The following is a 13,729-nucleotide window of genomic DNA, read 5'->3' on the forward strand; positions in this document are numbered from 1 at the left end:
ACCGGGACACCGCCCGCTGAAGCGGTACCTGTAGATGCCATGAATGAATGGCAGGGGAGCACCAGCGTCGTCGGGATCGTCAGCGAGGCCCGGCGGCGGCAGCACACCGCATGCGTCACCCCGGAAGGCGCCGCCTGGCTGGCCTCCGCGAGCGCCTTCCCGCGCAGCGTCGAGGCCCTGTGGTCGGCCCGCCCGGCCGCCCCGAGCGTCCTGCCCTGCGGCACGGCCTTCGACGTGGTGAACCTCACGCCCCTGTTTGGCCGCCGGGTGCTGGAGCAGCTCTGGGCGGCGGGACCCGGCAGCGGCCCGGTCGCCGTCCACCGCGGCAGGGTCCTGCTGCTGGTCGCGCCCGGCACCGCCCAGCGGCTGCCCGCACTGCTGGACTGGGAGGAGTGGGGCAGCGCCGTCCCGCCGATGCTGTGCCACGGCAGCGGCGACGCGGTCACCGTCCCCGCCCTCCACACCGCTCCCGCGCCCCGCGAGGACCCGGCAGGCACCCCGCGCGACGCCGCGGGAATGTCCCGCTGGGTCGTCGCCCCCGACTCCCGGCACCCCTGGCTGCCGGGCGCCGACGTACTGCTGTGGGCCTGTCTGCGCGCGGTCAGGACCGCCCTGTCGCCGGCCCCGCCGGTACTCATCGGGCTGCCCGGCTCCGCCTGACCGGTATCGATTTTTCAGGTCGCAGGGGTGGGTGCTAATGTTTTCCACGTCAGCAGGCGCCGCTAGCTCAGTTGGTTAGAGCAGCTGACTCTTAATCAGCGGGTCCGGGGTTCGAGTCCCTGGCGGCGCACCTGAAACGAAGGCCCTCCGTATCCACGGGGGGCCTTCGGCGTACGCGGGCGGCGCCGTCCGGCGCGCCCGTTTGGCCAGGCGAGCGTCCGACCAGCACCCTGGGTGCATGGGGCACTGGTCGCTGGCGGACACCGTCCGGGTGCACATCTCCGGCACCGGCGGCCGCACCCCGCTGTTCCTGCTGCTGGCCGGGCTGCTCGGGTCCTTCCTCTTCATCCGTTTCAGCGTCCGGATGATCCGCAGAGGCGTCTCCTGGTGGCCGGGCAACGTCCAGCCCGGCGGGCTGCACATCCACCACGTGGTCTTCGGCCAGGCGATGATGCTGATCGGCGGCGTCGGCTCCTTCGCCGTCCACGGCGGCCCGCTCGCCCACAACATCCTCGCCGTGATCTTCGGCGCCGGCTGCGGCCTGGTCCTGGACGAATTCGCCCTCGTGCTGCACCTGGAGGACGTCTACTGGCGCGAGGAGGGCCGGCAGTCCGTCGACGCGGTGATCCTCGCCGTCTCGGTGATCGCCCTGCTGCTCATCGGCCAGGCCCCCCTCGGCGGCTACGTCGGCGGCACCTCCTACGCCACCTACGTCGTCGCCGCCGTGCTCCTCGGCTTCGTGGTGCTGTGCCTGCTCAAGGGCAAGGTGTGGACCGGGCTGCTCGGTGTGATGCTGCCCTTCCTCGCCGTCGTCGGCGCCCTGCGGCTGGCCCGCCCCGGCAGCCCCTGGGCTCGCTGGCGGTACGGCAGCAGGCCGCGCCGGATGGCCCGCGCCGAACGCCGCGAGGACCGTATCCACCGGCGGCTGGTCGCCGTGAAGACCCGCGCCATGGACGCCGTCGCCGGGGCGCCGAGCCCGGTGTCGCTGACCAAGGCCCCGCCGGCCCGCCCCACCATCGTGGACCTGCCGCCGTCCCGGCTCGAAGTGCTGCTCGCCCGGGTGCTGCGCCCGCTGCGCGACCCCGGCGCCGCCGCCGCCGTCTGGTACCTGCGGGCGGCCACCGCCGTCAACGTCGTGACCGGCGTCGTCGCCCCCTTCCGCGACCGGGTGCGCGCCGCCACCAACGGCGAATACGTCACCGCCTTCCTGGTCAGCCCCGGCTTCACCGGCGCCGCCCTCGCCCTGGTCCTGTCCATCAGCCTGCGCCGCCGCAAACGCGCCGCCTGGATCGTCACCACCGCGCTGGCCATCGGCTACACCGCCGTGCTGATCACCACCGAGGCCGCCGTCGCCGAATCCCGCGGCCACCCCTTCAACTGGGTCTCGCTCGCCGTCACCCTGCTCTTCCTGACCGCGCTGCTGGTCTCCCGGCCGGTCTTCAACGTGCGCGGCGAACGCGGCAATGTCGCGCTCGGCCTGACCAGCCTGCTGATCGGGGCGGTCGTCGCGGTCGGCGTCGGCACCCTGCTGGTCCACGCCACCGACCAGGCACCGCCCCGCGAGTGGAGCGCCAGCCTGCGCTACGCCGTCGTCCGCGTGCTCACCGTCTCCGGCCTGTTCGACCTGCCCGGCATCAAGGTGCCCGGCTGGACCGACCTGGCGATCAACGTCCTGAGCGTCGCCCTGATGCTGGTCGTCCTGCTGGCCTTCTTCCGCGCCCCCCGCAGCCGGGCCCGGCTCGTCCCCGCCGACGAACGCCGGCTGCGCGCGCTGCTGCGGGCGTACGGCCGCCGCGACTCGCTCGGCTACTTCGCCCTGCGCCGCGACAAGTCCGTGTGCTGGACGCCGTCCCGGGACGCCGCCGTCCTCTACCGCGTCGTCAACGGCGTCGCCCTCGCCTCCGGCGACCCCCTCGGCCCGCGCACCGCCTGGCCCGCCGCCGTCACCGGCTGGGTCGCCCACGCCCGCCGCCACGCCTGGGTCCCCGCCGTCACCAACGCGGGACCCGCCGCCGCCGTCACCTACGAGGCCGCCGGCTTCCACGGCTTCGCCTCCGGCGACGAAGCGGTGGTGGACGCCGGCGCCTTCGCCTCGGGCGACACCACGGCCGGACCCCTCGCGGCCCACCGGCTCGTCACCGACGCCGGCTACACCACCGCCTTCCGCCGCCAGGACGAGGTCGACCCCGACGAATGGCGCCGGCTCGGCCAACTCGCCGACGCCTGGCGCCGCCACCCCGCCGAACGCAGCGCCGCCGCCGCTCTCGGCCGCCTCGGCGACCCCGCGGACGGCGACTACCTGCTCGCGGAGTGCCGCGACCCCAACGGCCGCACCTGCGCGCTGCTCGGCTTCGTGCCCTGGGGTCCCGACGGGCTCACCCTCGACCTCCTGCGCCACGACCGCGACTCCGGCCGCACGCCGGTCGACCACCTCCTCACCGACCTCCTCCTCGCCGCCGCCCGCACCACCGCCCCCGCGCTGGCGGGCGTCACCCGCCTCTCCTTCAACGTCCAGGCCCGGCCCTGGCACGGTGCCGATCGCGTACGCCCTTACGCCCCCTACTCGCCGCGCTGGCACCCCCGCTACCTCATGTACGAACGCCGCCTCGACCTCCCCCGCGCGGCCACCGCGGCCCGCCGCCGCTGACCCCCTCCGGGGCGCGCTCACGGCCGGCGGATTGCCCGTCCGTGCGGGGCTTCTTCCGCGCCCGGCGGCGGGGACGTTGGCGAACGGTCTCCCTGTGGGGGTGCCTCGCCATGGGCGGCCCCCCGGACGGCCCCCCGCCTCGACCGCCCACGGGTCTGCGGACGCCGATGGCGGCGGAGGGGACGATCCGGGGGTGTCCCCGCAGGACTGCGCACGACTCCCGCAGGAACGTTTGCACAGAGCCGAGGTGCGCGGTCCGAGGAGATACCCCCGGAGTGGCCCCGACCACCCACCACCGGCACCCGCACCCGACCAAACACCTTCCCCCGGAGCTTCGCCTGGGGGTACCCCCACGGGTGGGCGGGCGGGCAGGACAACATCAGCACGCCGCCCCGGCACTTGGCATCGCCCCATCAACCAAATACGCCTCCACCACCCCCCGCACACACCCGTCGTGCGCGAAATACGCCCCGTGCCCCTCCCCCCGATACGTCAGCACCCGGCTCCCATTCCCGAGCGCCGCAGCCATATGGCCCGCCCCCGCATACGGCGTCGCCGGATCCGCCGTCGTACTGACGAGCAGCGCCTCCGGCGCGGTACGGGCCGCCACCCGCCGGGAGGCCCCGTCGCCGGGCGGCCACCCGGTGCAGGCCAGCAGCGACGCCTCCATGGACGTACCGAACACGGAAGACGCCGCGGCGAAGCGCCCGTCGAGCGCGTGCACGCCGGCCGGGGTGTGCCGCTCCGGCGTATCGCGGCAGTCGATCGCGAGCTTGGCCATCTCGTAGTTGTCCGGGGTGGACCACCCCGAGGCCTTGGGCGTCACCCGGGCGAGCTGGCCCATCTGCCCCGGATAGGCGAGCTGCATCATCGGCTCGCCGTCCCCGCCGCCCAGCGCGCCGAGCGCTTCGCGCAGGTCGGGCCAGTCGTCCTTCGAGTAGAGCGCGTTCTGGACGCCCTGGAGGAAGCCCGCGTGGTCCAGCTGCCCCGTCACCGTGGGGAGGCCGCCGGAGTCGAGGCGGCGCCCGGCGGTCGCGATGTTGGCCACGACCTGGGCGGGCGTACGGCCCGGCACCGGGCAGTGCCGGGCGGCGCAGTCCGCGGCGAAGTCGCTCAGCGCGTGCTGGAAGGCCGCGGCTTGGGCCAGCGCGGTGCCCGTGTCGTCCAGCGTCGGGTCGGGCACGCCGTCCAGCACCATCCGGCCCGCGTGCTGCGGGAATTCGTGCGCGTAGACCGAGCCGAGGCGACCGCCGTAGGAGAAGCCGAGGTAGGCGAGGCGGTCGTCGCCGAGGGCGGACCGTACGACGTCGAGGTCGCGGGCGGCGTTCGGGGTGCCCACCCAGGGCAGGAGGGCGCCGGAGTGGGCGCGGCAGGCCCGCGCCACCTGGCGTGCCTGGGCGACCGGGTCGGTGGCGGTCACCCCGGAGAGGTCGCCGCAGTCGACCGGGGAGCTGCGGCCGACGCCGCGCGGGTCGAAGCCGATGAGGTCGTAGCGGCGGTTGAGCCGGGCCAGGTCGCCCGCCGAGGCGCGTTCGGCCAGTTGCGTGATGCCGGGGATGCCGGGGCCGCCGAAGTTGACCACGAGCGAGCCGAGCCGCGGCCCGGGGCCGGTCGCGGGTATCCGGCTGAGGGCGACGTCCAGGTCGCCGCCCTTGGGGTCGCCGTAGTCGCGGGGCACGGTGAGGGTGCCGCACTCCATCGAACGGGGACCGTCCACACCGGAGCAGCCGCCCCAGGAGACCTGCTGGCCGTACGGCGAGGAAGCAGCCGAGCCGTCCGCCTGCGGCGGGGCGGCCAGGACGGTCGCCGTCAGTGCCGCCGCGAGGGCGGCGACGGTTCGCATACGGGCCATGAGGCCCAAAGTAGGCGCGCTTGTGCGTCCCCGCCCGGCGAGCGCGATGCCGGGCCGGCCGTCGAGAAGGCGGCACCCCGCCTGGTGAGCCCGGCGGCACCTGCCGCCGCCGCGCGGCACCCCGCAGACCCTGCCCCTTGCGGCGGGCCGCAGCCTGGCCACTGCGTGCGGCCTGGCCGCGCGGTTCCTCGCGCCCCTGGGAGGGCGCGGCTTGGGGTGGCGTTGCTACGTTTCCGTGGTGCGGGTTGGCCGTGCGGTTCCTCGCGCCCCTGGGAGGGTGCGGCTTGGGGTGGCGTTGCTACTTGCCCGCGGTGGGGGGTTGGCCGTGCGGTTCCCCGCGCCCTTGGGGGTGCCGCTTGCGGCGGGCCGTGGCCTGCCACTGCGTGCGGGCTGGCCGTGTGGTTCCTCGCGCCCTTCGGGGCACGTCCCGCCGCGCGGGCAGCACGTCCCCGGGGTGCCGCCTGCCGCCGCATGGGCCGGGGGACGCAGTTCCGCAGGCCCCCGCTCACACCGTCGCGAGCATCGCGCGCACCCGCGCCGACCGGACCCCCGGCAGGAGCCGGCGGGCGCGGCCCGCGACCGCGACCGCCTCCGTGTCGTCCCCCGACCGCCGGAGGTTGATCGCCAGCTCGGCCTGGTAGAGCACGAGGTTGCGGACGAAGTGCGGGTCCTGGAGGCGTACCGCGTGGCGGGCGGCGGCTGCGGCCCGGGCGGGGCGGCCGAGCGCCGCCCATGCCTGGGCCTCAAGGCCGGCCAGCTCGGCTTCGCCGAAGAAGCTCATCCAGGGCGGGTCCGCGTCGGCGGCCCCGCGGGAGTACAGGGTGTGCGCCCGGGCGAGCGCCAGCTCGCACCGCCGGCGTTCGCCGAGCCCCGCGAGCCCGCCGGCTTCGCGCAGCGCGAGCAGGGAGAGCAGCCGGGGCGAGCCGAGGTCGCGGGCGAGGAGCTGCGCGGCCTGGGCGGCGCGTACCGCCTCGCGGTGGCGCCCGGCGTCGCGCGCGAGGAAGGAGGTGTTGCAGAAGGCGTGCGCCTCAAGTGCCGGGTCCGCGGCCATCCGGGCGGTGGCGAGCGCTTCGGCGTAGTGGGAGCGGGCCTCGGGCAGCCGTCCGGAGTCGTGGGCGAGCCATCCGACGGAGACGGCCAGCTCCCCGGCGCCCGAGGCGAGCCCGGTGCCGGTCGCGGCGCTGTGGGCGGTGTCGTCGAGGAGGCGGTAGGCGCCGCGGAGGGCGCCGGCGGCCTGGGCGTAGAGCCCGTCGCCGCCGTGCCGGTCGTCGTGCAGCCTGATCTGCCGTACCGCTTCGCGCACGGCGGCCACCTCGGCGGCGCCGGCCCGGGTGGGCGGGGTGGCGCGCGGCAGGAGCGCGGTGGCGAAGGCGGCCGGGCCGCCGGTCACGAAGGCGCGGCGCTGCACCTCGCTCTCCTCGTACGCCGGATCGAGCGCGGCGGCGCGCGACGCGGCGGTGCGCCGGCCGCGTACCGCCTGCCGGGGCGCGAAGCCGAGGTCGGCGGGGGAGTGCCCGGGGAACATATGGCGGAAGACCCGCTCGTAGGCGTAGTTGGGGCAGCGGATCTCGCCGCTTTCGAGCCGCCCGATGTAGCGGGCGTCGCAGCTGACGTGCTCGCCGATCTCGTGGGCGGCCCGCCGCACGGCCGCGGCGAATTCGGCCGGCGACCGGTCGCCGCGCAGCCGCCGGATGGCGGTGTTGGGGACGAAAGCGGGGACGAAGCCCGGGACGGGATCGGGGACGCAGGCGGGCACAGGGGCGGGTACGGAGGCAGGGGACGGCAGCATGGCGACTCCCACGACGGTCGGTGCCGCTCGGCGGCGGAAACGAACGTACCGGCCACCCGGAAGCCCCATATGCCGCATTTGGCTACTAAACGGATATCTCACGCACTATCCGCCATGAAACGCCACCCCTTACGGCATGAATTGCGCGTAGCCGTTGACACTGTGGCGCGTTGTCACAGATGTGGCACAAAATCTGCGTGCGCCGATCCCCTCGCGAGGAGCGTTTGCCTTGTTGGACACCACCGGTACGCATATGTCGGGTCCGAGCCCGGAATGCAGTGAACTGCCGCCGCCGCCATGCGACCTGGTGACCGTACCGACCAGGCAGGGGCTCGAAGCGGCCGATCTGCTGCGGCTCGGCAGCTGTGTCGGCCCGGTGCTGCACGACAGCGCCGGCGCGAGCCTCGGCTTCCTGGTGCCGCCGGGCACCGCGGACTGCTGGGACCTGCCGGGCAGTTCGTGTACCCGCACGGACGGCCGGGGCCTGGTGCTCGACGGCGGGCCGCCGGTCGCCGACACCGGGTGGCTGCTGCCGCCGCACACCGACACCGCCGTCACCGACCCCGCGGTGCTGCGCGCCGCGCTCGGCGAGGCCGCCCGCACCATCGAACTGGTCGACGGGTACCAGGGCCTGCGCGCGATCTAGCCCCGCTGCCCCGATAATCGGCGCATGGCAGGCAAGAGACAGCGCGGCGGCCGGGCGCGCACCCCCGACGCGGTGACCGCACGGGTGGGGGGCGGCCCCGCGGCCCTCGTACCCGACAGGGAACGCCCGCAGGCCTGGGCCCTGGTCGTCGACGGCGCCCCGCAGTCCCATGTCGACCTCGCCGTGCCCGACCACCTCGGGTTCTCCTACCAGCGCAGGCTGGGCCACGTCATCGACCTGGTCGCGCCCCCGGGCATGCCGCTGCGGGTCGTCCACCTCGGCGGCGGCGCGCTCACCCTGGCCCGCTACACCGCGTACACGCGGCCGCGCTCCACCCAGCAGGTCATCGAGCTGGACACGGCGCTGGTGGACCTGGTCCGGGCGCACCTTCCGTGGGACCGCGGCTGGCGGATCAAGGTACGCGCCGGGGACGCGCGGGCCGGCCTGGCGAAGCTGCCGGACGGCTGGGCCGATCTGATCATCGCCGACGTCTTCGGGGGCGCCCGCACCCCGGCGCACATGACCAGCGCGGAATTCCTCACCGACGTGCGCAGGGTGCTGCGGCCCGGCGGTGACTACACCGCCAACCTCACGGACGGCGGTGCGCTCGCTTTCCTGCGCGGGCAGATCGCGACCGTACGCAGTGCCTTCGGCGAGGTGTGCGTGGCGGCGGATCCCGCGGTGCTGCGGGGCAAGCGGTTCGGCAACGCGGTGCTGTGGGCGGCGGACCACGAACTGCCGGTCGCGGACCTCACCCGGCGGGTCGCGACCGACCCGCACCCCGGGCGGGTCGAGCACGGCGCGGCTCTGGCGGCCTTCACCGCGGGGGCGCCGGTCGTGACCGACACCACCTCGACCCCGTCGCCGCCCCCGCCGCCGAACGCGTTCGGCTGACCGCCGGGGCACCCTCCCGGACCCCGCGGGCGGCGCGGCCTACTGCTCGTAGGACTCCACCGCCGGCGCGTGGCCGTTCCACGTGCAGAAGAGCGTCGACGCCGCACCGCCGGAGGCAAGCGTGAAGGTGACCCGCAGCCACCCGTCCTCCGGCCAGACCTGCATCCGCCACCCGGCGTTCGGCACCGCCGAGACAAGCGTGGCCGTGCTCGGCCCGAGCGCGAGGACGACCCGCCCGCCCCGCAGGGTCCAGCCCCGCACCGCCGCGGAACGCGTGGCCGGCCGGGTGCGAGGGGCGGCCGTGGCAGCGGCGGTACGGGCCGCCGGCGGCGCCACAGGCGACGCGCCCCGCTCCGAGGACGCCAGGGGCGGCGCCGTGACCGGCAGGGCGCGCGGCGGGTCGTACGCGGTGCCGCGCAGCACACTGTGGACGCCGAACCACGACAGCGTCGCCGCCGCCGCGGTGGTCAGCGCCCAGGCGCAGAAGTGGAGCAGCCCTCTGTACACCCGGCCATAGTGCCGCACCCATGCGGCGGCGTAACGCGCTAGGTTGCCGCGCATGGCAAGTGTGCTCGTGGTCGAGGACGACCGGTTCGTGCGCTCGGCCCTGATCCGGCACCTGACGGAGGCGACCCACACGGTACGCGGCGCGGGCACCGCCCTTGAGGCGCTGCGGGAGGTCGCGCAGGTCGCGTTCGACGTGGTGATCCTGGACCTCGGGCTGCCCGACCTGGACGGGTCGGAGGCGCTGAAGGTGCTGCGCGGGCTCAGCGACGTACCGGTGATCATCGCGACCGCCCGGGACGACGAGGCGGAGATCGTCCGGCTGCTCAATGCGGGCGCGGACGACTATCTGGTGAAGCCGTTCTCGGTGGAGCATCTGTCGGCCCGGCTGGCGGCGGTGCTGCGGCGGGCCCGCGGCGGGTCGGCGGCGCCCGCGGCCGACCCGGTGATCAGGGTCGGCGGGCTGAGCATCGACGCGCGCCGCAGGCTGGCCGTGCTGGACGGGGCGGCCCTGGAGCTGACCCGGCGGGAGTTCGACCTGCTGAGCTTCCTGGCCGCGCGGCCCGGCGTCGTCGTGGCCCGCCGCGAACTGCTCGCGGAGGTCTGGCAGCAGTCGTACGGCGACGACCAGACGATCGACGTGCATCTGTCCTGGCTGCGCAGGAAGCTGGGGGAGACCGCGGCCAGGCCGCGGTATCTGCACACGCTGCGCGGGGTGGGGGTCAAGCTGGAGCCGCCGGTATGAGGTGGTCCCTGGTCCGGGTCTCGCTCGCGGTCACGGCGATGGTGGTGATCGCCTTCGCGGTGCCGCTCGGCCTGGTGGTCAAGGAGCTGGCCAGGGACCGGGCGCTGACGAACGCCGAGCGGCAGGCCGCCGCGATCGCTCCGGCGCTGGCGATCACCACCGACCGGGGGCAGCTGGAGCGGGCGGTGGCGACGACGCAGGCGGGCGCGCTGCGGCGGATCGCGCTGCGGATCCCGGCGACGCGGAGCACCGCCGCGGTACGGATCGGGCAGCCGCGGGCGGCGCAGCCGGCGCTGGACGCCGCCTCGGCGCGCGGCGAGGCGGCCACCGTGCGGGTCGCGGGCGGCTACGCGCTGCTGCGGCCGACCGCGGTGGGCTCGGGGACGATCGCGGTCGTCGAGGTGTTCGTGCCGGACGGCGACGTCACCCGGGGGGTGGCCACCGCGTGGCTGGTGCTCGCCGGGGTCGGCCTCGCGCTGGTCGTCGGCTCGGTGGCGGTCGCCGACCGGCTGGGCAGCCGGATGGTGCGGCCCGCGGTCCGGCTGGCGCGGGCCGCGCACCGGCTGGGGGAGGGCGACCTGGCGGTACGGGTGCCGGAGGCGGGACCCGGCGAACTGCGGTCGGCCGCCGCCGCGTTCAACGCGATGGCCGACCAGGTCGTCCATCTGCTGGCCGCCGAGCGGGAGTTGGCCGCCGACCTGTCGCACCGGCTGCGTACCCCGCTGACCGTGCTGCGGCTGAACACCGCCTCGCTGGGCCGGGGTCCTGCCGCCGACCAGACCAGGGCCGCGGTCGCCCAGCTGGAGCGGGAGGTCGACCAGATCATCAGGGCCGCCCGCGAGCAGCGCGTACCCGCGCAGGCCGCCGGGTGCGACGCGGCCGAGGTGATCACGGAGCGGATGGCGTTCTGGTCGGCGCTCGCGGAGGACGAGGCCCGCGAGGTGCGTACCGCGGGCGCCGACCGGCCGGTACGGGTGCCGGTGCCGCGTACCGAACTGGCCGCCGCGCTCGACGCGATGCTCGGCAACGTCTTCCGGCACACCCCCGAGGGCACCGCCTTCGCCGTGGATGTGCACCGCGCCGACGACGCGGTCGTCGTGCTGGTATCGGACGCCGGGCCGGGCGTCGCGGACCCGGCCGCCGCGGTCCGCCGCGGGCACGGCGACGGCGGGCACGGCTCGACGGGGCTCGGCCTGGACATCGTCCGCCGGGTCGCGGAGTCCGCCGGCGGCGGTATGACGATCGGCCGCGGCGTGCTGGGCGGCGCGGAGATACGGCTGCGGCTCGCGCTCGGCGGCGGCCCGGCGCCGGCCGCGCCCGGCCACAGGCGGCGCGGGAAAGCCGTCCGCCCGGTGCCCGGCGGCGATCCGTGACGGGTCCCCGGCGAGCCCGCCGTGAGAAGCCGCCCGCTCCCACCCTCACCGGAGAGGAAGGCCAAGGAGCGGTACGGCAGCACCCTCGAACTGCCGTACCGCTCCTTTTCTCCGTCCCCTCAGGACTTCCGGTCCTCCTCCGGGAGGTCCTGAAGGACGTTCTCGCGCGCCACCGAGGCGTACCAGTGCGCGCTCTGCTTCGGGATCCTGCGCTGCGTGCCGAAGTCCACGTAGACCGCGCCGAAGCGCTTGCTGTAGCCGTAGGCCCACTCGAAGTTGTCCATCAGCGACCACAGGAAGTAGCCGCGCACGTCGGCCCCGCCGCTCAGCGCCTGGTGCACCGCGGCCAGGTGGCCGTGCAGGTAGGCGACCCGCTCGGGGTCGTTGACCTGGCCCTCGGGCGAGATGTAGTCGTCGTAGGCGGCACCGTTCTCGGTGACCATCATCGGCAGGCCCGGGTGCTCCCGGCTGATCCGCTGGATCAGGTCGCGCAGACCGGTCGCGTCCACCGCCCAGCGCATCGCCGTGGTCTTGCCCGGGGGCAGGTGGAAGGCGACGTGCTCGGAGCCGGGCCACGGCGAGTAGTCGCTCGCGCCGTGCCCGTCGTTGCGCGGCGCCTGCGCCCCGTCGGTGTGCACCCGGCCGTCGGAGACCAGGGTCGGGGTGTAGTAGTTGATGCCGAGCAGGTCGATCGGGCGGCTGATCTCGGCGAGGTCGCCGTCCTTGACCAGGGACTCCCAGTCGACCAGGTGGGCGGTGTCGTCCAGCAGGTCGGCGGGGTAGCCGTCGCCGAGGATCGGGCCGAGGAAGACCCGGTTGCCGACCGCGTCGATCCGGCGGGCCGCGTCGAGGTCGGCGGCGGAGTCGGTGAGCGGGCGGACCTGGTGCAGGTTGAGGGTGATCGAGGTCTGCGCTGCAGCGGGGAGAGCGGAACGCAGGACCCCGATCGCCCGGCCATGGGCGAGGTTGAGGTGGTGGACGGCCTTGAGCGCCGACTCGGGCTCGGTGCGCCCGGGGGCGTGCACCCCGGAGCCGTAGCCGAGATAGGCCGAGCACCACGGCTCGTTGAGGGTGGTCCAGTAGGGCACCCGGTCGCCGAGCGCGCCCGCCACGATCGCGGCGTAGTCGGCGAAGCGCTCGGTGGTGTCGCGTACGGTCCAGCCGCCGACGTCCTCCAGGTCCTGCGGCAGGTCCCAGTGGTAGAGGGTGGCGACCGGGGTGATGCCCTTGTCCAGCAGCTCGTCGGTGAGCTGCCGGTAGAAGTCGAGGCCGCGCTGCACGGCCGGGCCGCGCCCGGTCGGCTGGACCCGGGACCAGGACACCGAGAAGCGGTACGCGCCCAGGCCCAGGTCCGCCATCAGCGCGACGTCGTCGCGGAAGCGGTGGTAGTGGTCGGCGGCGATGTCACCGGTGTCCCCGTTGCGGACCCGGCCGGGGGTGTGGCTGAAGGTGTCCCAGATCGAAGGCGTGCGGCCGTCCTCGGCCGCGGCGCCCTCGATCTGATAGGCGGCGGTGGCCGCCCCCCAGACGAAGCCGGGGGGAAAGCGGAGCGAGGCCGAGCTGGCAGAAAGCTCAGTGCTCTCTGAACGGACAGCTGTCATAGCGGGGGACTCCAGGGGAATCAGGGGGTAGTTGGGGGAGAAGGGGGCTCCCGCCCGGCCCGCGCGGCACAGGGGTACGGCTCGCGGGCGGGCGGTTCAGCTCTTGACGGCACCCGCGGTGATACCGCCGACGATGTGCTTGCCGAGGAAGGCGAAGACCAGCAGCAGCGGCAGCGTCGCGACCAGCGCGGCGGTGACGACCGCGGCGTGGTCGATCGCGTGGTTGCCCGACCCGACGCCCGCCAGCGCGACCTGCACGGTCGGGTTCTGCTGGTTGAGCGCGATCAGCGGCCAGAAGAAGTCGTTCCAGGCCTGCACGAACACCAGCATTCCCAGCACGGCCATCGCGGGCCGGGCGATCGGGAACACCACGTGCCACAGGATCCGCAGGCTGTGCGCCCCGTCCACCCGGGCAGCCTCGATCAGTTCGATGGGCAGCGCCTCGGAGAGGAACTGCCGCATGAAGAACACGCCGAAGGCGGCGACCAGCGAGGGCAGGATCACCGACTGGAGGTGCCCGACCCAGCCGACGTTGGTGATGATCTGGTAGAGCGGGATCACACTGAGCTGCGGCGGGATCGTCATGGTGGCGACCACGATCATCAGCAGGATGTTGCGCCCGCGGAAGCGGAGTTTGGCGAAGGCGAAACCGGCCAGCGTCGCGAAGAGCACGGTGCTGACCGCGACACAGCCGGCCACGATGGTGGAGTTGATCAGGGCCGTGGTCATGTCGACCTCGTCCCACACCACCTTGAGGTTCTGCACCAGGTGGCTGCCGGGCAGCAGCGGGGTCGGCGGCTGGGTGATGTCGGTGTCGGTGTGCGACGCGGCGACGACCGTCCAGTACAGCGGGAAGAGCGAGATCGCCGCGGCGACGATCAGCAGGACGTACGCGACGGGTCCCGCGTTCTGCTGCTTGCCCGCCCCGCCCGCCTTCACCCGGCGGCGGCCGGCGGTCGGCGGGAGGGTGGAGTGGCGCGGTCGCGCGGACCGCCCGGCCTCGGTGAGTTGAGCCATG

At 74.8% G+C, this 13,729-nt stretch carries 11 protein-coding genes and 1 tRNA gene; 7 read left to right on the forward strand and 5 right to left on the reverse strand.

The window, feature by feature from the left end:
• Positions 1-39 precede the first annotated feature (39 nt).
• From OHA86_RS25285 to OHA86_RS25295, 3 genes are all read left to right on the forward strand, one after another.
• Positions 40-660, forward strand: coding sequence for a bifunctional DNA primase/polymerase (locus tag OHA86_RS25285; RefSeq protein WP_329178751.1), 621 nt, complete (start codon positions 40-42; stop codon positions 658-660).
• A 56-nt stretch (positions 661-716) separates the two neighbouring features.
• Positions 717-790 (forward strand) — tRNA-Lys (locus OHA86_RS25290).
• A gap of 108 nt (positions 791-898) precedes the next feature.
• Positions 899-3,307, forward strand: a complete 2,409-nt coding sequence (locus tag OHA86_RS25295; protein ID WP_329178753.1) for a phosphatidylglycerol lysyltransferase domain-containing protein — start codon at positions 899-901, stop codon at positions 3,305-3,307.
• 379 nt (positions 3,308-3,686) lie between these two features.
• Here the strand turns inward: OHA86_RS25295 and OHA86_RS25300 are convergent, their stop codons facing one another.
• Together OHA86_RS25300 and OHA86_RS25305 are read right to left on the reverse strand one after the other, a co-directional pair.
• The gene (locus OHA86_RS25300; protein WP_329178755.1) at positions 3,687-5,159 is read right to left on the reverse strand and encodes an alpha/beta hydrolase; all 1,473 of its coding nucleotides are present in this window, start codon (positions 5,157-5,159) and stop codon (positions 3,687-3,689) included.
• A gap of 505 nt (positions 5,160-5,664) precedes the next feature.
• The gene (locus OHA86_RS25305; RefSeq protein ID WP_329178756.1) at positions 5,665-6,948 is read right to left on the reverse strand and encodes a tetratricopeptide repeat protein; all 1,284 of its coding nucleotides are present in this window, start codon (positions 6,946-6,948) and stop codon (positions 5,665-5,667) included.
• Positions 6,949-7,201: 253 nt separating this feature from the next.
• On the opposite strand from OHA86_RS25305, the gene OHA86_RS25310 reads away from it, so the two are divergent.
• Both OHA86_RS25310 and OHA86_RS25315 read left to right on the forward strand, forming a co-directional pair.
• On the forward strand, positions 7,202-7,594 hold the full coding sequence (locus OHA86_RS25310) for a hypothetical protein (protein ID WP_329182550.1): 393 nt from the start codon (positions 7,202-7,204) through the stop codon (positions 7,592-7,594).
• Positions 7,595-7,618: 24 nt separating this feature from the next.
• Complete coding sequence (locus OHA86_RS25315) at positions 7,619-8,488, forward strand: spermidine synthase (protein ID WP_329178758.1); 870 nt, start codon at positions 7,619-7,621, stop codon at positions 8,486-8,488.
• 39 nt (positions 8,489-8,527) lie between these two features.
• On the opposite strand, the gene OHA86_RS25320 is transcribed toward OHA86_RS25315, so the two are convergent.
• The gene (locus OHA86_RS25320) at positions 8,528-8,995 is read right to left on the reverse strand and encodes a hypothetical protein (protein WP_329178761.1); all 468 of its coding nucleotides are present in this window, start codon (positions 8,993-8,995) and stop codon (positions 8,528-8,530) included.
• Positions 8,996-9,047: 52 nt separating this feature from the next.
• Between OHA86_RS25320 and OHA86_RS25325 the strand changes: the two genes are divergently transcribed.
• Positions 9,048-9,737 (forward strand): response regulator transcription factor, encoded by a 690-nt coding sequence (locus OHA86_RS25325; protein ID WP_329178763.1) that lies wholly within the window; start codon positions 9,048-9,050, stop codon positions 9,735-9,737.
• Positions 9,734-11,110, forward strand: coding sequence for a sensor histidine kinase (locus OHA86_RS25330; RefSeq protein WP_329178764.1), 1,377 nt, complete (start codon positions 9,734-9,736; stop codon positions 11,108-11,110). The genes OHA86_RS25325 and OHA86_RS25330 overlap by 4 nt, the downstream gene beginning before the upstream one ends.
• Positions 11,111-11,229: 119 nt before the next feature.
• Here the strand turns inward: OHA86_RS25330 and OHA86_RS25335 are convergent, their stop codons facing one another.
• Positions 11,230-12,711, reverse strand: a complete 1,482-nt coding sequence (locus OHA86_RS25335; RefSeq protein WP_329178766.1) for a glycoside hydrolase family 1 protein — start codon at positions 12,709-12,711, stop codon at positions 11,230-11,232.
• A 96-nt stretch (positions 12,712-12,807) separates the two neighbouring features.
• On the reverse strand, positions 12,808-13,728 hold the full coding sequence (locus OHA86_RS25340) for a carbohydrate ABC transporter permease (protein WP_329178768.1): 921 nt from the start codon (positions 13,726-13,728) through the stop codon (positions 12,808-12,810).
• Position 13,729 lies beyond the last annotated feature (1 nt).

The sequence above is a fragment of the Streptomyces sp. NBC_01477 genome (assembly GCF_036227245.1).
Lineage (GTDB): Bacteria > Actinomycetota > Actinomycetes > Streptomycetales > Streptomycetaceae > Actinacidiphila.

Coding starts and splice junctions, on each gene's coding strand:
- OHA86_RS25295 (WP_329178753.1), top strand. CDS start 899: ATGGGGCACTGGTCGCTGGCGGACACCGTCCGGGTGCACATCTCCGGC.
- OHA86_RS25315 (WP_329178758.1), top strand. CDS start 7,619: ATGGCAGGCAAGAGACAGCGCGGCGGCCGGGCGCGCACCCCCGACGCG.
- OHA86_RS25335 (WP_329178766.1), bottom strand. CDS start 12,711: ATGACAGCTGTCCGTTCAGAGAGCACTGAGCTTTCTGCCAGCTCGGCC.
- OHA86_RS25330 (WP_329178764.1), top strand. CDS start 9,734: ATGAGGTGGTCCCTGGTCCGGGTCTCGCTCGCGGTCACGGCGATGGTG.
- OHA86_RS25325 (WP_329178763.1), top strand. CDS start 9,048: ATGGCAAGTGTGCTCGTGGTCGAGGACGACCGGTTCGTGCGCTCGGCC.
- OHA86_RS25310 (WP_329182550.1), top strand. CDS start 7,202: ATGTCGGGTCCGAGCCCGGAATGCAGTGAACTGCCGCCGCCGCCATGC.
- OHA86_RS25305 (WP_329178756.1), bottom strand. CDS start 6,948: ATGCTGCCGTCCCCTGCCTCCGTACCCGCCCCTGTGCCCGCCTGCGTC.
- OHA86_RS25300 (WP_329178755.1), bottom strand. CDS start 5,159: ATGGCCCGTATGCGAACCGTCGCCGCCCTCGCGGCGGCACTGACGGCG.
- OHA86_RS25340 (WP_329178768.1), bottom strand. CDS start 13,728: ATGGCTCAACTCACCGAGGCCGGGCGGTCCGCGCGACCGCGCCACTCC.
- OHA86_RS25285 (WP_329178751.1), top strand. CDS start 40: ATGAATGAATGGCAGGGGAGCACCAGCGTCGTCGGGATCGTCAGCGAG.